The sequence below is a fragment of the Caulobacter sp. 05L422 genome, from assembly GCF_056397765.1.
The window spans coordinates 103451-122383 of record NZ_JBFTOB010000025.1 but is presented as its reverse complement, the minus strand read 5'-3'; the positions used below and the strand labels follow the sequence as shown (position 1 = coordinate 122383).

Genomic DNA, 18933 nt, shown 5'->3' with positions numbered 1-18933 from the left:
CTGACCAGCCTGGTGCCCAACATCCGCAAGACCGCCGAACTGGTCGCCGAGATCAGCGCCGCCTGCCGCGAGCAGGACATCGGCGCCTCGCAGATCAACGAGGCCATCCAGCAGCTGGACAAGGTCACCCAGCAGAACGCCAGCGCCTCGGAAGAGATGTCGGCGACCTCCGAGGAGCTGGCCGCCCAGGCCGAGGAGCTGCAGACCTCGATCGCCTACTTCCGCACCGACTCGACGGGCAGCGCCGCGCGCAAGCCGGCCCGGGCTCCGGTCCGCCGCGCGGCGCCGGCTCCCGTCGCCCGCAAGGCCGCCGCTCCGGCTCGTCCGACCGTGGCCGCCCAACAGGCCCGGGCCAGCGGCTTCGCCCTGGACCTGACCAACGGCGGCCCCGACGCCCAAGACGCCGACTTCCGGGACTATGCGTGATGGCCGGTCCTGAAACCGCTTACGTCACCCTGGCGCTCGGCGACGAGGTCTTCGCCGTGTCGGTGGCCTTCGTCCGCGAGATCCTCGACTACGAGGCGCCGTTCGCCGTTCCCGAGGGGCCGGCCTATCTGCTGGGCCTGACCGACGTCCGGGGGCGGGGCACCCCGACCCTCGACCTGCGGCTGAAGCTGGGCCTGCCGCGCGTTGCGCCGACCAGCGCCACCCGGGTCCTGGTGCTGGACGTGCCGCTGGCCGATCGCGTGCTGTCCCTGGGCCTGGTCGCCGACCGGGTGATCGAGGTGATCACCGTGGCCGCCGATCAGATCGAGGCCGCGCCGGACATCGGCGTGCCCTGGCGTTCGGACTACATCCAGGGCGTGGTGCGCCGGGACAACGCCGCCGGCAAGGGCGGTTTCGTGGTCATCTTCGACCTGCCGCGCCTGCTGACCAGCCAGGACGTCGCCGCCATCGCTCAAGCCGCCTAGGGCTCACGCCCGAAGCTGGAAGGACCCTCGTGTCGACCCAGACCCTCCAGGCGCCGTCGCCGACCGAACAGCTGACCGAGAAGAACTTCCGCCGCCTGGCCGAGTTCATCCACGGCTACAGCGGCATCAAGATGCCCGCGAACAAGCGCACCATGCTGGAGGGCCGCCTGCGCCGCCGCATGCGCGCCACGCGGATCGGCAACGTCAACGACTACTGCCGCTACCTGTTCGAGGACGACGGGATGGCCGCCGAGGTCATCCACCTGATCGACGCGGTCACCACCAACAAGACCGAGTTCTTCCGCGAACCCGCCCATTTCGAGTTCATGGCCAAGAAGGGCCTGGCGGCCCTGGCCGCCGCCGGCCGGCGCGAGATCAAGATCTGGAGCTCGGCCTGCTCGACGGGCGCGGAGCCCTACACGATCGCCATGGTGATGGACGAGTTCTGCGGCCGGCAGCGGGGCGTCGACTACTCGATCCTGTGCACCGACATCTGCACCGAGGTGCTGGACCAGGCCGTCGCCGGCGTCTTCAGCGAGCAGATGATCGAGCCGGTGTCGATGGAGCGCCGCCAGAGCTACGTGATGAAGGCCAAGGACCGCAGCAGCGGCCAGGTCCGGATCACCCCGCGCCTGCGCGCCAAGCTGGCCTTCGCCCGCCTGAACCTGATGGATGAGGCCTATCCGGTCGACACCGACCTGGACATCATCTTCTGCCGCAACATCCTGATCTATTTCGACAAGGCCACCCAGGCCAAGGTCCTGAACCGCCTGTGCAACCATCTGGCGCCTGGCGGGTATCTGTTCCTGGGCCATTCGGAATCGATCGTCGGCATCGACCTTCCCGTCGTCCAGATCGCCAACACCGTCTTCCAGAAGCGGTAGCCGCCATGCCCCTGGGCCGAAAGATCCGTGTTCTGATTATCGACGACTCGGCCACGGTGCGTCAGACCCTGGCCGCCGTGCTGGCGTCCGATCCGCAGATCGAGGTGCTGGGCGTGGCGTCCGACCCGTTCGTGGCCGCCAAGCGCATCGCCGAGGAAATCCCCGACGTCATCACCCTGGACGTCGAGATGCCGCGCATGGACGGGATCACCTTCCTGCGCAAGCTGATGGCCCAGAAGCCGATCCCGGTGGTGATGTGCTCGTCCCTGACCGAGGCGGGGTCGGAGACCCTGCTGCAGGCGCTGGAAGCCGGCGCGGTCGACATCATCCTGAAGCCGAAGATGGGCGTGGCCGACCATCTTATGGAATCCAAGATCCGCATCTGCGACGCGGTGAAGGCCGCCGCCGGCGCCAAGCTGGCCGGGTCCAAGCGTCCGGTCCCCCAGTTCGCCCGTCCGGCCCACGAACCGGAAAAGAAGCTGACGGCCGACGCCATGCTGCCGCCGCCGCCAATCCAAAAAGGGGGCGCGACCAGGGCGATGGCGCGCACCACCGAGAGCGTGGTCTGCATCGGCGCCTCGACCGGCGGGACCGAGGCGCTGCGCGTCCTGCTGGAAAGCCTGCCGCCGGACTCGCCGGGCATGGTCATCGTCCAGCACATGCCCGAGAAGTTCACCGCCTCGTTCGCCAAGCGCCTGGACGGCCTGTGCGCCGTCGAGGTCAAGGAAGCCGAGGACGGCGACACCGTACGCCGCGGCCGGGTGCTGATCGCGCCGGGCAACAAGCACACCCTGCTCGAGCGCAGCGGGGCCCGCTATTACGTCACGGTCAAGGACGGCCCGCTGGTCTCGCGCCACCGGCCGTCCGTCGACGTCCTGTTCCGGTCCGCCACGCGGTCGGCGGGGTCGAACGCGGTGGGCGTGATCATGACCGGCATGGGCGACGACGGCGCGCGCGGCATGGCCGAGATGAAGCAGGGCGGCGCCTTCACCCTGGCGCAGGACGAGGCCACCTCGGTGGTGTTCGGCATGCCCAAGGAAGCCATCGCGCTGGGCTGCGTGGACCGGGTGGTTCCGCTGCAGAACCTGGCAGGCGAAGTGCTGAGGGCGGCGAGCCGGTAAGCTTCACCCTCTCCCAGAGGGAGAGGGTTCAGAACAACACGTCGTCCAGGTCTTCCATCGGCGGCGCGATGACCTCGACCTCGGTCGCGGCCGCTTGGGCCAGACCTTCGGTCATGGCGCGATGGACCTCGCGCTCCTGGGCCATGGTGTACTGCTTGGCCAGCCGGGCCAGGAGCGGATGCAGGGGCCCGGCGACGTCGTCGGTGAAGATCTCGTCGTCGCCGGCCATGTCCAGCAACTGGTTGGCGGCTGCGTCAAGCACCGAACCGATCTGGGTGTGAAGGTCGCTGCGCTCGGCGGCGCGGCGCAGCAGGTCGACGACGTCCGCGCCCTGGCGGGCCACGGCGTCCAGGGCGCTGTCGACCCCGTCGCCGGCCTTGCCGATCCGCGCCACGGCGCCGCTCAGCACGGTCGCGGCGGCGGCGGCCTTGCCGTCCTCGCCCGCGCGGCCGGCTTCGCTCTGGCCCAGGGCCTCGGCGGCGTCGAACAGGCCTTCCAGCGAACTGGTGGTCTGGGCGGCCGACTTCTCCAGGTGGATGGCGTGGGCGCGCAGCTCGACGGCGATGACGCCCAGCGGCTTGCCGGTCTCGCCGATGCGGCTGCACTTCAGCGTGGTGTTCAGCGCCATCATCTGCACGTCGGCGCGGATGTTCTGGATGCCGGCGATGCGTTCGGTGAGCTCGCGGGCCGAGACGGCGGCCGAGCGGCTGACGCTTTCGGCGGCGCGCTCGCCGGCGGTCATGGCGCCGACCAGGCCCAGGGCCTGGCCGACATTGCCTTCCAGATTGCGCAGGAAGTTGGCCTCGGTCCCCCCCCCCTGATCGGGGCCCTGGCCCGAGGCCAGGTCGCGCAGGCGCAGCAGCTCGGTCGCGTCGGCGGCCATGCCGATCACGTTGTGATTGATGCGGCCGACCTCGCGGTGGAAGTCCTCGGCCATGGCGGTCAGCTGGGCGCCCAGCAGGCGGTGGACGAAGGCGCGGGCGCGCTCGCGCGGCTCGGAGGCCAGGGCGGCGACCTCGCTCGCCTCGTCCAGGAACTTCAGGCCGGCCTGGACGTGTTCGATCCGCTGGCGGGTGCTGTCGCCGACCTGCAGGGCCGCGAGGCCGCCGCCGACCTTCTTCTGGACGTCGCGGGCCAGGGCGGCGACGGTGACGGCGACGCTGGCGATGCGGGCGTGGTGGTCGGCGATGGCGGCCGCGCTGGCGGTCAGGGCGTCGGGCACCGCCGGCAACAGGTCGGCGCAGCTCTTGGCCAAGTGCTGTTCATGCGTCAGGGCCCCGCGCAGGGTCTGGTCCAGACCCATCAGGTCGTTGTTCAGGGCGTCCAGCTGGGCGCCGCCCATCTCGATGCAGTCGTAGATCTCCTGGGCGAAGATGGCGAACTCCGGACCCGCCGCGGCGATGCCGCCGGAGGTGATCTTGATGTTGATCGCGAAGACCCGGAGATAGGCCAGGTGCTGGCGCATCTCGGCGATGCGGCCGGCCAGGCCGTCGCTGAACTTGACCAGTTCGCCGACGCGGTCGCGGCGGGCGTCCAGGCTCCGGGGCAGCGACTTCAGCGTCTCGGCAGCCTGGACCAGTTCGCCGGTGGTGGTCGCCACCGTCTCGGCGTCGAGATTGGCGCGGATCGCGTCCAGGGCGGCGATCAGCGAGCCGACGCCCTCGACGGCCCGCGACAAGACGTCGCCGGCTTCGAGGAAGCGGGTTTCCACCACCTGACGGGCCGTTTCGAGACGCGCGCCGATCTGCGCGCCTCCCCGGTCCTGCGAAGGAGCCTGGAAAGTCGTCGCGAAAGCCGCCGAGGAGGACGCTAAGGCCATGAAATCGCCGGATGATTACTCTTGCCCGACTATGCCGGAGGATGTGCGAAGGCGGGGTAAAGATCGGCGTTAAATTGCCGGAACCGGGCCGGACTCAGGCCTCGGCGGCCGCGGTCTCCAGCGTGCTCTGGGCCTTCTCGAAGGCCTGGCCGATGGCGGCGAACAGCATGGCGCTGGTGATCGGCTTCTCCAGGTGCAGGTCGGCCCCGGCCTCGCGGCTGGCGCGGATGTGCTCGGGGCGGGCATTGGCGGTCAGCATGATGATCGGCGTGCGCGCCGCGCCCGTCGCCGCCTCACGCGCGCGGATTTCTCGAACGGCGTCCAGGCCGTCCATCACCGGCATCTGCATGTCCATCAGGATCAGGTCCGGCGTCACGGTCGCGCAGACCTCGACGGCTTCGCGGCCGTTCTCGGCGGTGAAGATCTCTGCGACCTCCGCCAGCATCAGTTCGACGATCTTGCGGTTGGTCGGATGATCGTCGGCCACCAGCACGCGGGGGATGTCGAGCCTCTCGGGCGCGGCGTCGGCGACGGTTTCGACCGGGCTCTCCCGATGGACGGGCAGGGGCAGGGCGAACCAGAAGGTCGATCCCTGGTCCGGCGCGCTGTCGCACTCCAGGGCCCCGCCCATCAGCTCGACCAGCTCGCGCGAGATCGCCAGGCCCAGGCCCGCGCCGCCGAACCGGCGGGTGAACGAGACGTCGGCCTGCTGGAAACGGTCGAAGATGCGGGCCTTCTCCACGCTGTCGAAGCCGATCCCGGTGTCGGACACGCGGAACCGGGCCCGGCCGTCGGCGTCGAGGGTCGCCTCCAGGGTGACGCGGCCGTGGTCGGTGAACTTCACGGCGTTGCTGAGCAGGTTGGTCAGCACCTGGCGCAGCCGGGCGCCGTCGCCGATCACCATCGTGTCGACCGCCGCGTCGACGCGGGCCTCCAGGACGACGCCCTTCTCCTCGGCGCGCAGGGCGCACAGCGCCGCGACCGAGCGGGCCATGTCGCCCAGGTGGAAGACGTCGGTCTCGATCACCACCTGGCCGGCCTCGATGCGGACCAGGTCCAGGACGTCGGACAGCAGGCGCTCGAGGCCGCGCCCCGAACTGAGGATGATGTCGACCAGCTCCCGCGCCCGGGGATCCAGCGCGCCCTTGGCCAGCAGGTCCGCGCCCGCGACGATGCCGTTCAGCGGCGTGCGGATCTCGTGGCTCATATTGGCCAGGAAGGCGGACTTGGCCTGGCTGGCCTGTTCGGCCTGGTCGAGGGCGGCGCGCAGCGAGGCCGCCGCGGCCCTGCGGGCGGTGACGTCCTCGGCCAGGGTGATCAGATGGCGCGCCCCGACGTCGTCATAGGTCGCCAGGGTCTTGGTCGTGAAGTAGCGCGGCGCGCCGTCGGCGCTCTCGCCCAGCGCCTCCTCGGACAGCTGCATCTCGCCGGTCCGCAGGACCTTGGCCTCGACCTCGTCGGCATGGGCGGCGATCGACGGCGCCAGCACCTCGCCGGCCGTCCGGCCGACGGCCTCGTCGGCGACCACGCCCAGGGCGTCCTCCGCGGCGCGATTGATCAGCACATACCGGCCGTCCTCGACATTCTTGACCGTCAGGGGCGAGGGCAGAAGCTGGACGACCGTCCTCAGGAAGCCCTGGGTCTCGACGGTCTGGGTCACGTCGCGGGCGGTGGCCAGCAGGCGGATCACCTGGCCCTCCCGGTCGAGGATGGGCGAGATCGTCGTGTCGCAATAGGCGCGGGCGTGCTGGGCCGCACCGAGGAAGGCGCGGAAGCGGGCCACCTGTCCGGTCACGGCGACGTTGAACGACCGGTCCAGCGAGAAGCGGCTTTCCTCGGGCCAGATCTTCCGCCAGTTCGCCAGATCGGCCTGCTCGGCGGGGAACATCGCCTGGGCGCGGCGATTGGCGTGCTCGATCGAGCCGTCGATCCGCAGAATCCAGGCGCAGTCCTGACTGGCGTCCAGGATATCGAGGGCGCCGTAGCCGACGCTCTCAGCGCTGGAGGGATGGCCGTTCACGGCTCGGGAGCCTCTCTGGATCACTGCCGGTCGCGATTTCACGGATCGCGACCGGGAGGACCATAAGCTCATGCTTGCTTGAAAAGACTCTTAAGCGGCGCCGCTGAGCCTTTGGAGATGGCGGTGCTCGCCACGCCGGGCCCGTGGTCCAGGTCTCGCTGGGCGCCGTCGTCGACGAGGAAGCGCGGGCTCGTATCTCCAGCCCGGATCAAGCTGTCAGGAGTGCGACTTACGGTTGACGGGGGCCGAGCTTTGCTGTCGGCTGGCAGGCGTGCTTCGGGTTGAGCCCGTGACGGGGAACGTCGGGTGATTGGCTTTCCGTGATTGCCGGTAGCGAAGACGATGAGCGAGGCGGGGAGGAAGCGGTGAGGGGGAGGTATCTGTTGGTCGTCGTAACCATCGGCCTCATGGCCTGTGGTGTGCGCGAAGAGCAGGCAGGTTTCGGCGTTGGGTTGCCGGTCAGCGTGGTCCTCAAAGATGGATCTTCGGTAAAAGAAGTTCTGAGTAAAAATAAGGATCGCTATGTTGCAGTTCCGATAACAAGCGTCGAACGCAGCGGTTGGAGTATTAAGCCTCTATCGTGTCCGGATAATGTCATAAAGAAATCTGTAAGAATTGAATTTTTGACGACGGATGTAGGTGAGGCTCGGCTGGTGTACGAAGAAATATACACGCACAATGTTAGTGTGTATCGCCGGTCTAAATTCAAAAGATGCATTGAGCTGAGGTAGTATTATGCCGAACACGCCTCCATTTACGATACCTAATGGTGTTACGCTCATCGCGCCTTCAGGAGTATACACTCCTCCAGTGGTTGTTGCTGCAAATTCTGCTGACGCGAACGCGGTGATGGCGTCGTTGGCGCGCTTGAACAGAGGTGGGGCTACCTCGGGTTTCGGGCGATGGCTATCCACAGCTAAGCAATCTGGTCAAAGAATACTTATTGTTGTAAATTATAGCGCCACCGTAGAGTGGTATTATAATCAAATTACAAAGTCATGGGATTATTATGGTATAGATAGCAATGCTGCTGCAAATTATGTGGCATTGCCTGGTGGATATGGCGGGGGTGTCGCCAGGGACCCATCTGGAGCCTACGATGTCGTCATTACATTGCAAAAGAATAAAATTGACAGTCGCTATGGGGGGCTCGAAACGACTTGGCTTGATGGAATTCTTGCGGAAGAAATGGGCCATGGCGTCAATCCTATAAAATATGTAAATAACGATCAATGGGCATTGGATAATGTAAAGCAGCACAGGGATCTTATTTGGCCTGTAGTTGGGAAATATTGGTACAACAGTGGCGTTATTGTTGAGTTTGTAGACAGTAAAAATGTCCACTGGGTCGTTGGTCGTGGTGCTGGAGCCTATGCTAGAAAGAAAGGGTACGTAGGAGCGGTTGTTAGGGAAGATCTCCCATCAATGATTAGAGCGATGGAAGAGGTTAGGGGTAAGAAGGGGGCCTATGGTGTCCCATCCAATACGACTTCCGACCCCAACGTCATTATCGTTGAACCTAGGCCGCCCTCTCCTCGAGACTTATACATTAGCAATCTGGCCGATATGGCGGGCTCTGCGCTGGGCAATTTCCTTGCGAATGGTGATATCGGCAAGGGCATCGTCTACTCATCGCTGCTTGGAGAGCTGGGCGAACGGCTCAGCCTGGCGATTACGAATGGCGTAGTGCCGCCCGAATTGGCGCTTCCCGGCGCGGTCGATGGCGCTTTGCAGAGCTTCGGGAGTGATGTCGCCATTCGCGCCGGTCAAGCGGCTATCGGCTCAATCAGTTCTTGGCTCTCGATGGAGTTAGGCGAGACGCTTGGGTTGAAGGGATTCGGCGCTGAGCTTTTTACGACCGTGGGGGCGACGGTTACCTCGCGGGCTATTGGCAATCTGCTCAACTCGGCGTTGGGACCGAGCCGAATATGGGACGGCTTCGTCACCGAAGGGTTGGGTAAGGGCGCGGGCGCTGGAGCAGGCTCTGGTCCAACAACGGGCGTCGCATTGGCCAACGCCGTAGGGGCGTTCCTGGGCGCTAAGCTCGGCGCGATGGTCGTCAGCCCAACCACACAGGCTGGAGTCGCGCTCTCCTCCCTCGGTTCTGCCGTGGGATCTTTCGCCGCGGTTCAGCTCGCCCTACAGGGCGGGCTTTATCAACTAACGATGCTGGGCAATTTCGTCGTTCCCGGCATTGGCGCTTTCGTCGGCTTCGTGCTCGGCGCGTTGATCGGTAACCTGTTCGGCAAGAAGAAGCCCAAAATCCCGTCCGCCAGCGCCGAGACGGTGCTGCAGCTTCCCTACGCCCGCTACGAACTGGGCGCGATAACGGTCACCAACAACGGCAACCGCGACCTAGTCACCTCGATGGCGGCCACGGCGCGCGACACGCTGAACGGCCTGATCGCCATGGTGGCCTACACCGACACCACGGCCTACGTGTCCAACCTCAACGGCTATGGCACCACCCAGGCCTACGGTCACACCGCCAACCAGATCTATGTGAAGATCAACGGCGTCCAGACCAACTTCGCCTCGGCCGATCAGGCCGTCGAGTTCGGAACACTCGCGGCGATCCGCAACACCAAGATCGTCGGCGGCGACATCTTCGCCAAACGGGCCATCGCCCGCTCGCCGGCCGCCGACCTGACCTCACTGACCGGCGACCTGCAGATCGCCGGCGACTACCGGTTCTACGTCAACAACCGCGACCTGGTGAACGGCTTCATCACCGGCGCCTACGCCAGCCTGACAGAGGTCGAGCAGCTGTTCTACTTCGGTGGAACGCAGGCGTTGGTCAACAAGGTTCGGGCCCAGGGAGTCGCGTCCCTGACGGCGGCCGAGCTGGTGACCTACAACGCCAACAAGGCCGCCATCGACCGGTTCGGCGCCCAGGGACCGCTTCCCAAGGGCCCGGTCGAGAGCGCCGTCGGCACGGACGCCGGCTATGTCAGCCAGGACAGCAATCCGCGCTTCCTGGCCGACGTCAACGGCGACGGCCGCCAGGACCTGATCGCGGTGGCCAACGCCCAGGTCTATGTCATGCTGGGCCAGGCCGACGGCCATTTCGGCTCGTCGATCGCGGCCACGTCCAACTTCACGCCGGCCTCGACCTGGAACAGCGCGGAGCTTTATCCGCGCACGGCCGGCGACGTGAACGGCGACGGACGCGCCGACTTGGTCGGCTTCGCCAGCGACGGAACATATGTGGCCCTGGGCCAGGCCAATGGCACATTTGGCGGCGTGTTCAAGGCCAGCGGCAACTTCGGCGCCGCCAGCGTGGCGGGCGGCTGGGCCAGCCAGGACGCCGCTCCGCGCTTCGTGGGCGACGTCAACGGCGACGGCCGCGCCGACGTGGTCGGCAACGGGTGGAACGGAATTTACGTGGCGCTGGGCCAGTCGGACGGCACCTTCGCGACGGGGATTTTCGCCTCGCCCGACTTCCTGCAGTCGACCTGGACCTCGCAGAACACCCGTCCGCGCCACCTCGCCGACGTCAATGGCGACGGCCGCGCCGACCTGGTCGGCTTCTATACCGACGGCGCCTTTATCGCCTTGGGGCAGGCCAACGGTACCTTCGCCTCCGCCGCCAGGGCCACCTGGGAGTTCGGCGCCAACGCTGGCTGGGCCAACGCCGAGCTCTATCCGCGCTTCCTGCGGGACACCAACGCCGATGGCCGGGCCGACATCGTCGCCTTCGCCAGCGACGGGGTCTATGTCGCCCTGGGCCAGACCAACGGGACCTTCGCGAACGCGGTCCGTTACGAGACGCCTTTCGACGCCACCGACAACGGCGGCGGCCAATCGACCCGCCCGCGCCTGGTCGGCGACATCACCGGCGATGGCCGGGCCGACTTCGTGGCCATCGGAGCCGACGGAGCCCATGTCCAGACCAACGCGGTGTGGAATTCGGACGGCGGCTTCTACACGGCGAACAAGGCCACGATCGACAAGATCCTGGGCGCCCTGGAAAACCAGGCCCTGGCCAATCCCTGGATCATCACCCTGCAGCGGGTCAGCGAACTGGGCCTGGACAAGTGGAGCGCCTCCGACTTCTACGGCGGCCTGCAGGGCTTCCTCGGCAGCTTCGACTTGGCCGGGCGAGGCGTTGCGTTCGAGAACCTCAGGATGACCGCGTCGGGAGCCGGCGCCTCGGTGACGGCCGCGCCCATCGTCACCAAGATCAGTCCCTACTTCGCGGCCGCGACCGCCTCGGGCGGCTGGGGCAACCAGGAGGCCAATCCGAGGTTCCTGGCCGACGTCAACGGCGACGGCCGGCAGGACATGATCGGCGGCGGCAGCGGCCAGGTCTATGTCGCGCTGGGCCAGGCCGACGGGACCCTGGGCGCGCCGATCAGCGCCACGAGCAGCCTGACTTCGACCGGTTGGACCAGCAATAACATCAATCCGCGAACTGCGGCGGACGTGAACGGCGATGGCCGGGCCGACCTGGTCGGCTTCGGCAGCGACGGCGTCTATGTCGGCCTGGGCCAGGCCAACGGCACGTTCGCGACAGCGTTCAAGGCCTGTCTCGGCTATGGCGTCGCGGCCGGCGGATGGAGCACTCAGGAAGCCTATCCCCGTCTCGTCGGCGATGTGAATGGCGACGGTCGCGCCGACATAGTCGGCGCCGGCTCAACCATGGTCGTTGTCTCGCTTGGGCAGGCTAATGGGACGTTTGGCAACGCCATCATGGCGTCAACACAGTTCAACCCGGCCTCGGGATGGGCGAGCCAAAACATCAATCCGCGCATGTTGGGTGATGTGAACGGCGACGGCCGGGCCGACCTGGTGGGTTTCGCCGATTCCGGGGCCTATGTGGCCTTGGGTCAAGCGAACGGAACCTTTGGGAACGTGTTCCTGGGGCTCGCCAGTTTCGGCACGGCCGTGGGCGGCTGGTCGAACTTCGACACCTATCCGCGCTTCCTGGAGGACGTCACCGGAGACGGCCGCGCCGACATCGTAGGCTTCGGGCTGAACTATGTCTTCGTATCGGCGGGCCGGGCCGACGGCACGTTCGACGCCTACCAGAGCCTGAATACGCCCTTCGTGCCAGGACAGGGCTGGGGCTCGCAGTCCGCGCAGCCGCGTCTGGTCGGCGACATCGACGGAGACGGCAAGGCCGACCTGATCGCGGTCGGCGCGGACGGCGTCTATCTGAGTTCGTCCATCGAGACCGAAGGCCTGTTCTCCATCCTGCCGTCGGCGGCGAGCGACGGGCGTTCTGTGGCGATCAATAGCCTGGCCGACATCGGCTACGTCGCCGTCGCGCCGGGCGCGCAGACCTCGGGCAACGATCTGATCGATCAGCATGCGGCCGCCGCCGCGGTGACGATCGACGACAATCACGCCGAGATCGAGGTCACCTATCAGTACCAGTGGAACGGCTGGGACTACGACGTCATCACCATCGAGACGCCGATCACGGTGTCCGGCGGCGACGACGTCTTCCTCGGTGGAGCCGGGGCCGACACGCTCAACGGCCGCAAGGGCTGGGATTGGCTCGACGGCGGCGCGGGCAACGACACGCTCGACGGCGGCGAGCAGAACGACGTGCTGCTGGGCGGCGCGGGCAACGACATCCTCAGGGGCGGCGACGGCGACGACTATCTGTCCGGCGGCGACGGCGCCGATCAACTTTATGGCGGCGCGGGCAACGACACGCTGGTCGACGGCATGGGCAACGAGAGCGCCACGTTCGGCGAGGACGGCGACGACCTCTTCATCGTCCAGTCGGGCGACGACTACGGCTTCCTCGACGGCGGGGTCGGTTCCGACACGCTCAGCTTCGAGCGCGTCAAGTCCGGCGTGACCGTCGACACCAGCTATCACCCGGCGAACTGGGACGCCCAGGGCCCCTACATGGCCGATCCTTCCGTGCGCTGGGTGCACGTCGGCGTCTATGACACCGTGCTCTACCCGCTGGGCTATGGCTACGCGATCAATGTGGGCGTCAAGTCGATCGAGAACGTCACGGGCACGGCCCTGGCGGACGTCATCTCGGCCGACGCCGGCGCCAATGTGCTCAAGGGGCTGGCCGGCGACGACGTGCTCTATGGCCGCGCCGGCAACGACGTCCTGGAGGGCGGGGCCGGGGCCGATCAGCTCTATGGCGAAGACGGCCTGGACACCGCGAGCTACGAGGGCTCGTCAGCCGGCGTCTTTGTCGACCTGTCGGCGGGCGAAGCGTTCGGCGGCGACGCCGAGGGCGACCACCTCAGCGTCGAGAACCTGACCGGCTCCAAGCTGGCAGATCAGCTGAAGGGCGACGGCGGATCCAACATCCTCAAGGGTCTGGCCGGCGACGACTGGCTGGTGGCGACTGGGGGCGTCGACACGCTGGACGGCGGCGAGGGCAAGGACTTCGTCGACTATTCGGAGGCGACCTCGGGCGTCTCGCTGTACTTGGGGGGCTATACGCCGACCGGGACGATCAGCGGCTACGGCTACAGCGGGATGGCCGCCAACCAGACCTATTCCGGCATCGAAGGCGTCGTCGGCTCGGCGTTCGGCGACAGCCTTTCGGCCGGCGCCGGCGACCAGACCTTCATCGGCGGGGCGGGCAATGACAGCCTGTCGGGCGGAGCCGGCGCGGACACCTATGTGCTGAGTATAGGCGATGGGGCCGACACGATCACCGAGGACGCTGGGGGCTGGAACGTCCTGTCGCTCGGGGAGGGCATCAAGGTCTCGGACCTGATCGTCGGAACCCTGGGCGGTTCGGGCGGCAAGCTGGAAGTGACGGTGCGGGGCGGCAATGCGTCGGCCTATGTCGGCGGAAACTTCGCCGATCCGTCCAACGCGCGCGTCAAGACGATCGATTTCAACGGCGGCGGCCAACTCGACATCGGCAGCATCGACTATGGGGTCGGCGGCGTCACCGACGGCGCCGACATCCTGACGGGCCTGAGCGGGCAGCACTACGATCTGATCATCGGCCTCAACGGCAATGATACGATCCGCGGCGTCGCGGCCGGCCAGAGCGAGCAGAAGGGCAACGTCATCATCGGCGGCCTGGGCGACGACACCATCTTCACCTCCGGCGGCGACGATCAGTTCGCCTACGACCGGGGCGACGGGGTCGACACCATCACCGACGTCGGCGGCGAGGACACCCTGGTGTTCGGCTCCACGGTGGCGGCCGAGGACGTGATCTACCAGGTGGTGGGCGCCGACCTTTATATCGGGGCCAAGGACGCGACCAACGCCGCCCTGACCGCCAGTCAGGTCAATGACCGCATCAGGATCGCCGGCGGCGGGATGCTCTATCGCACCTATCTGGACGACGTGCAGCAGGCGGACTTCTTGAACACCGTGGAGTACGTGACCGCCGGCGGGACCTCGATCGACCTGCGTAAGCTGGACATCGCCTGGACGGTGCAGGAGTACTGGAACTACAGCAACTACTACCCGATCGCCCTGGACCTGGACGGCGACGGGCTGAACCTGGCGGCGGTGGAGAGCTCCAACGTGGTGGTCAAGACCGCCCAGGGCGGGCTGTCGAAGATCGGCTGGGTGGGGCCCACGGACGGCTTCCTGGCGGTCGACCGCAACGGCGACGGGGCGATCAACACGCTGTCGGAGATCTCGTTCGTGCAGGACAAGCCGGGCGCGACCAGCGACCTGGAGGGCCTGCGCACCTGGGACACCAACGCCGACGGGGTGCTGGACAAGGCCGACAAGGACTTCGGCAAGATCCTGCTGTTCGTCGACGCCAACCAGAACGGCCGCTCGACCAGCAAGGAGCTGCGCACCCTGGAAGAGGCCGGGATCAAGGCCATCAACCTGGGCGGGGTCGCCACCGGCTACACCCGCGAGATGACCACCGACAGCTTCGTGCAGAACACCATCAGCTTCGTGTGGGCCGACGGACGCACGGGCGAGGGCTACGACGTGGCCCTGGCGCGGCGGGTGCTGGGTTCGGAAGGCCTTTATGCCGGCGAGTACCAGGCCGAGTGGGGCGCGCGCGACGAGGACGGGACGCTGGGCCAGTTGGTCAACGAYCCCAAGGCCGCGGCCAAGGCTTCGCGGATCAAGGCCAAGAAGGGCCTGCTGGACAAGCTYGGGGCSAGCTACGCCGAGGTCAAGGCCGCCGCCCAGGTGGACTTCTCCGACCACGACAAGGTCGACGCGGCGATCGCCAAGCGCTGGAAGAAGATGGACGCCTYGCAGCGGGCGGCGTGGCTGTCGGGCCAGGCCAGCGGCATGGAGGGCCAGCAGAACCTGGCCGGGCTGAAGGCGATCTCCTCGGGCCAGGCGCTGAACAACGCCCTGACGCGCGGGGCYCAGGCCGGGGCGGACCTGRTCGCCCAGGGCCTGGCCCAGGCCGGGGCRGGGGTSTYGGCYGGCGGGCCGGGGGCCAACGCCGCCGGCGGCCCGGCGGCGGCCAACGGACTGGGCGTGGACTTCGGCGCCGGCGGTCTTGGCGGCTTCGGCGGCGTGGCGGCCAGCGAGCCGCTCGACGGGGTGGTCTCCACCGGGCCCATGGTCGGTTCGGCGATCGGCCAGGACCAGGCCTGGTGGCGCGGCGAGACCGGCGGCGGCCTGGCCGGGGCCGGATCCCTGGGCGCCCTGCTGGCGGCCATGGACCAGGGCGGGAGCGGCTCGGCGCAGCAGCAGATGCTGCTGCGCCAGGCCATGGCCGGGTTCGGCGGCCAGGCCGGCGGCTCGGCGGCGATCTGGAACCGCGACGCGGCCCAGGCCTCGGCCGTCCTCGGCGCCGCCGACCAGACAGCCACGTCCCCCACCCGCAATCTGGCCATGGCGTCCTGACGCGATCCTGCTAGGACGCTTGCACTAGGGTCCCACGACCCGTTCTTTGTTCCGTCCGCCCGGCCAAGCGCCGGGCGGATCCAGTCTTGGAGTTACGATCATGGCCGACGGGGCCAACGGACAAGCGGCGGCGCCGCAGAAGACGGTGTCGCAGGTGCTGGGCGAGATCACCTGGCTGATGACCCAGTCGCCGGTTCACAAGTCGCTGTTCATCGGCGATCTGGAATGGTTCGCCATGCCGGCCATCCTGCTGGAGCAGTTCCGGATCTGGAACGGACCCAACAGTCCCGCGGCGGTGGCCTTCTGGGCGTTCGTCTCGGACGACACCCAGGCGCGGTTGGAGGGCGGCGCCCACAAGCTTCGTCCCGACGAATGGAAGAGCGGCGAAAATCCGTGGCTGATCGAACTGGTCGCCCCGTTCGGCGCGGCCGACGAGATCCTGGCGGACCTGTCGACCAGCATCTTCGCCGGCGCGCCGTTCAAGTTCCACAATGTCGGCCCTGACGGCCAGCGGCGGGTCAGCGTCTATCCTTCGCCGACCGGCGAGGGCTGAAAGGGCGTCCGTGGTTTTCGTTTCCGTCGCCCTGGCCGGGGCCCTCCTGGGTTGGCCGTCGTTTTCCCCGCCGCATGTCTCCCTGCCGCATTCCATCGAAATCCCCACCGAAGGCATGCGCCGTCGGGCCGGCTACAAGGTCCGGACCAAGGCCTATCATCTGGCCGGCTGGGACATGCGCATCGAGCATGACGGGTTCATCGGCCAAACGCGCTGCCGGCTGTTTTCGCCGTCCGGCCTGGGGCAGGGGCGGATTTCCTATGCGAGCGGCGCCCTTGGCTTTCACCTGGATGACGACCGTGACGTCGCCACGGCCTGGTACAGCGTCGACGACGCCGCCCCCCGGCCGTGGCGCGACGACTATCCGGTCCTGATCGCCCGACGCGTGTCGCTGGAGGGCGGCAGCCTGGCCAATCCGACCGGCGGGGTGGTGCTGATCCCTCAAGAGATCCTGACCGGCGCCCGGACGGTGACGATCCGCGCCGATCGCGGCCATACGCCCAAGCGGTTCCACCTGAAGGGCTTCGAACAGGCCCTGGCGGCGGCGCGCGTCAATGGCTGTTCCGACGCGGCGTCCTTCGTGCGCGCATGGTGATCGGCCGACGTCGATGGGGTCTGGCCGCGGCCGGCCTGCTGATCCTGGCCGGCCCTGTCCGGGCCGACACCCTGGTCGAGGCGATCGCTCGCGCCTACCAGTCGAACCCCACCCTGCAGAGCCAACGCTATGAGCTGCGGGCGCTGGACGACGCCTATGTCCGCGCCCACGCCGGTCTGAGGCCCTCCGCCGAACTGCAGATCACCGGCGACTACGCCGACAACCGGGCGGGCGACGCCACCCAGGCCCTGCGGCTGGTCGCCGACCCGCTGGCCGGCCGCCGCCTGGAAAGCAATCAGGGCCAGGCCCGGGTCGTGATCGAGCAGCCGCTCTACAGCGGCGGGCAGGCGAGCGGCGCCGTCGACCTGGCGGCCTTGCGCATCCGCGCCGGCCGCGAGGCCCTGCGCGGCGCCGAGGGCGACCTGCTGCTGCAGGTCATCGCCGCCTATGCCGACGTGCGCCGCGACCTGCAGAGCCTGGCGGTTCGCCGCGCCAATCTCGCGGCCCTGGAGCGTCAGCTGGACATCACCCGGGCGCGGCAGGTGGCCGGGGAGGTGACCCGCACCGACGTCGCCCAGGCCCAGGCGCAGCTGGAGGCGGTCCGAGCCCAGATCGCCCTGGCCCAGGTCCAGTTCCAGGCCAGCCGGGCCAACTACGCCGCCCTGGTCGGCGAGGACCCCGGCGAACTCGAACCCGAGCCTCCACTACCTCTGCCGCCCGGCGATCTCGAAGCCGTCTTCGACTTGGCGCAGGCCGACAATCCCGATCTGACGCAGGCCATGCTCGCCGAGCAGCAAAGCCGTCGTCAGGCCGACCTGGCCAAGGGAGCCGGCCGCGTCGCGGTTTCGGCGCGCACCAGCTACGGCACGACGGGCGAGCTCGCGCCCTTCTACGCGCAGGACCAGGATGTCGCCTGGACGGCGTCGATCTCCATCACCAAGCCGCTCTATGCGGGCGGGGCTTATCAGGCCAGCTATCACGAGGCGCTGAACCGCAACGGGGCCGACCGGCTGCGCATCGAGGCCGCCCGGCGCCAGGTGATCCAGAACGTGCTCTCGGCCTGGAACCAAGCCGCCGCCGCCCACGCCAACATCAAGGTCCAGCTGGCTCAGATCGCCGCGGCCCAGACGGCCTTCGACGGCATGAGCGAGGAGTTTCGGGTCGGCCAGCGCTCGACGCTCGACGTCCTGGTCGCCGAGCAGAACCTGCGCGAGGCGCAACTGGCCCTGCTGGGGTCGCGTCGCGATGCCTATGTCGCCGAGGCGGCCCTGCTGCGGCAGATCGGCCGCCTGGAGGTCCGCGCCCTGGCCCGGGGCGCGCCGCTCTATGATCCCTCGTCCCACCTGCGGGCCGTGAAATCGGACGGCGCCGTGCCCTGGGAAGGTTTGATCGCGGCCATGGACCGCAGCTTCGAAGCGAAAGCCGCGCCCATGCGCCTGGAACAACCCGCCACGCCGTCGCGACCGCCGACCCTGGTCGAGGGGCGAGCGGAGCCGGAAGCCGACCGCCCCCTCGGCGAACACAGCCGATCGACGCCCATACCCGGAACCGTAGGCTACGAGAGATGACGAGGCGCGCTCTGCTCACGGCCGTTCGCGGGGTGGCGCTGATGGGCCTCTGCGTCGGTCTGGGGGCTTGCGTCACAGTGCGGGAGACCGCGCCCGCCGACCTCGGCGTGCTGGAGACCGCCCTGACCGAGCCCGTCGAAGACCTGCGGAGCCAGGCCGACGCGGGGCGGGCCGGCGCCCAGTACGCCCTGTCGGTGCTTCACGCCTACGGCGTTCGCGGCGCGGCCCGTGATCCGGATCAGGCGGAGCGCTTGCGCCGCCGGGCGCTGGCCGCCCGAGGCTCGACGCCGATCACCACCTACATCGCCGGCCTGCACGGCAAGCCGGGCCGCGTGGCGACCATCTATACCCCGCGCTACGAACTGGGCGCCGTCCAGGCCATGCGGATCGACCAGTGCGCCGCCGTCCTGGCGCGCGGCGACGACAGCCAGGCCGGGGTCGACGCCTGCGCGGGGCCCGAAACGCTCGCGCGGTTCAGGGTCCTGTGGGCAAAGGCGAAATCCGGAAACTGATCCGCCGCGAACCGCCCTGTTTTCAGGCATGGCCTGGTTCAACGGGGGCGGCGACGCTCGCGGCTCGTTGCGCGCGGGCGAGATCGGCGAGGCTTGAGCTTCGCGCCACGCTTCGCACGCCTTACGGCCGCCGACCCAGACCGCGAGACGCATCAACTGGCTGGACACGTCTGGGCCG

The 18933-nt window shown here is 68.0% G+C and carries 12 protein-coding genes and 1 pseudogene; 10 read left to right on the top strand and 3 right to left on the bottom strand.

The annotated features are described in order from the left end of the window. The 4 genes and pseudogenes from AC1DMQ_RS21790 to AC1DMQ_RS21775 form a co-directional block, all read left to right on the top strand. Positions 1 to 426 (top strand): annotated as a pseudogene (locus tag AC1DMQ_RS21790) (methyl-accepting chemotaxis protein); the annotation flags it as partial. Continuing rightward, the gene (locus AC1DMQ_RS21785) at positions 426 to 911 is read left to right on the top strand and encodes a chemotaxis protein CheW (RefSeq protein ID WP_477035631.1); all 486 of its coding nucleotides are present in this window, start codon (positions 426 to 428) and stop codon (positions 909 to 911) included. The pseudogene AC1DMQ_RS21790 and the gene AC1DMQ_RS21785, both read left to right, overlap by 1 nt. A 29-nt stretch (positions 912 to 940) precedes the next feature. Beyond that, complete coding sequence (locus AC1DMQ_RS21780) at positions 941 to 1795, top strand: CheR family methyltransferase (RefSeq protein WP_477035630.1); 855 nt, start codon at positions 941 to 943, stop codon at positions 1793 to 1795. Positions 1796 to 1800: 5 nt separating this feature from the next. Next, entirely contained in the window at positions 1801 to 2916 is a 1116-nt protein-coding gene (locus tag AC1DMQ_RS21775) for a protein-glutamate methylesterase/protein-glutamine glutaminase (protein ID WP_477035629.1), read from the top strand. A gap of 28 nt (positions 2917 to 2944) precedes the next feature. On the opposite strand, the gene AC1DMQ_RS21770 is transcribed toward AC1DMQ_RS21775, so the two are convergent. Then, complete coding sequence (locus AC1DMQ_RS21770; RefSeq protein ID WP_477035628.1) at positions 2945 to 4735, bottom strand: hypothetical protein; 1791 nt, start codon at positions 4733 to 4735, stop codon at positions 2945 to 2947. Between the two features lie 94 nt (positions 4736 to 4829). Then, a complete protein-coding gene (locus AC1DMQ_RS21765) occupies positions 4830 to 6755 on the bottom strand; it encodes a hybrid sensor histidine kinase/response regulator (protein WP_477035627.1) in 1926 nt (641 codons plus the stop codon). A 383-nt stretch (positions 6756 to 7138) separates the two neighbouring features. Here AC1DMQ_RS21765 and AC1DMQ_RS21760 point away from each other — a divergent pair, with 383 nt between their 5' ends. Next, entirely contained in the window at positions 7139 to 7486 is a 348-nt protein-coding gene (locus tag AC1DMQ_RS21760; RefSeq protein ID WP_477035626.1) for a hypothetical protein, read from the top strand. A gap of 898 nt (positions 7487 to 8384) precedes the next feature. Here the strand turns inward: AC1DMQ_RS21760 and AC1DMQ_RS21755 are convergent. Continuing rightward, positions 8385 to 8525, bottom strand: coding sequence for a hypothetical protein (locus AC1DMQ_RS21755; RefSeq protein ID WP_477035625.1), 141 nt, complete (start codon positions 8523 to 8525; stop codon positions 8385 to 8387). 396 nt (positions 8526 to 8921) lie between these two features. Here AC1DMQ_RS21755 and AC1DMQ_RS21750 point away from each other — a divergent pair, with 396 nt between their 5' ends. From AC1DMQ_RS21750 to AC1DMQ_RS21730, 5 genes are all read left to right on the top strand, one after another. Continuing rightward, the gene (locus tag AC1DMQ_RS21750; RefSeq protein WP_477035624.1) at positions 8922 to 15527 is read left to right on the top strand and encodes an FG-GAP-like repeat-containing protein; all 6606 of its coding nucleotides are present in this window, start codon (positions 8922 to 8924) and stop codon (positions 15525 to 15527) included. Positions 15528 to 15627: 100 nt separating this feature from the next. Next, entirely contained in the window at positions 15628 to 16080 is a 453-nt protein-coding gene (locus AC1DMQ_RS21745; RefSeq protein WP_477035623.1) for a toxin-activating lysine-acyltransferase, read from the top strand. 10 nt (positions 16081 to 16090) lie between these two features. After that, on the top strand, positions 16091 to 16675 hold the full coding sequence (locus AC1DMQ_RS21740) for a hypothetical protein (protein ID WP_477035622.1): 585 nt from the start codon (positions 16091 to 16093) through the stop codon (positions 16673 to 16675). Continuing rightward, positions 16672 to 18243 carry a TolC family outer membrane protein gene (locus tag AC1DMQ_RS21735; protein ID WP_477035621.1) on the top strand — a complete coding sequence of 524 codons (1572 nt, stop codon included), beginning with the start codon at positions 16672 to 16674 and terminating at the stop codon, positions 18241 to 18243. Before AC1DMQ_RS21740 ends, AC1DMQ_RS21735 begins: the two co-directional genes overlap by 4 nt. Continuing rightward, a complete protein-coding gene (locus AC1DMQ_RS21730; RefSeq protein ID WP_477035620.1) occupies positions 18240 to 18755 on the top strand; it encodes a hypothetical protein in 516 nt (171 codons plus the stop codon). The genes AC1DMQ_RS21735 and AC1DMQ_RS21730 overlap by 4 nt, the downstream gene beginning before the upstream one ends. The last annotated feature ends 178 nt before the right edge of the window (positions 18756 to 18933 follow it).

Coding starts and splice junctions, on each gene's coding strand:
- AC1DMQ_RS21785 (WP_477035631.1), top strand. CDS start 426: ATGGCCGGTCCTGAAACCGCTTACGTCACCCTGGCGCTCGGCGACGAG.
- AC1DMQ_RS21775 (WP_477035629.1), top strand. CDS start 1,801: ATGCCCCTGGGCCGAAAGATCCGTGTTCTGATTATCGACGACTCGGCC.
- AC1DMQ_RS21770 (WP_477035628.1), bottom strand. CDS start 4,735: ATGGCCTTAGCGTCCTCCTCGGCGGCTTTCGCGACGACTTTCCAGGCT.
- AC1DMQ_RS21745 (WP_477035623.1), top strand. CDS start 15,628: ATGGCCGACGGGGCCAACGGACAAGCGGCGGCGCCGCAGAAGACGGTG.
- AC1DMQ_RS21730 (WP_477035620.1), top strand. CDS start 18,240: ATGACGAGGCGCGCTCTGCTCACGGCCGTTCGCGGGGTGGCGCTGATG.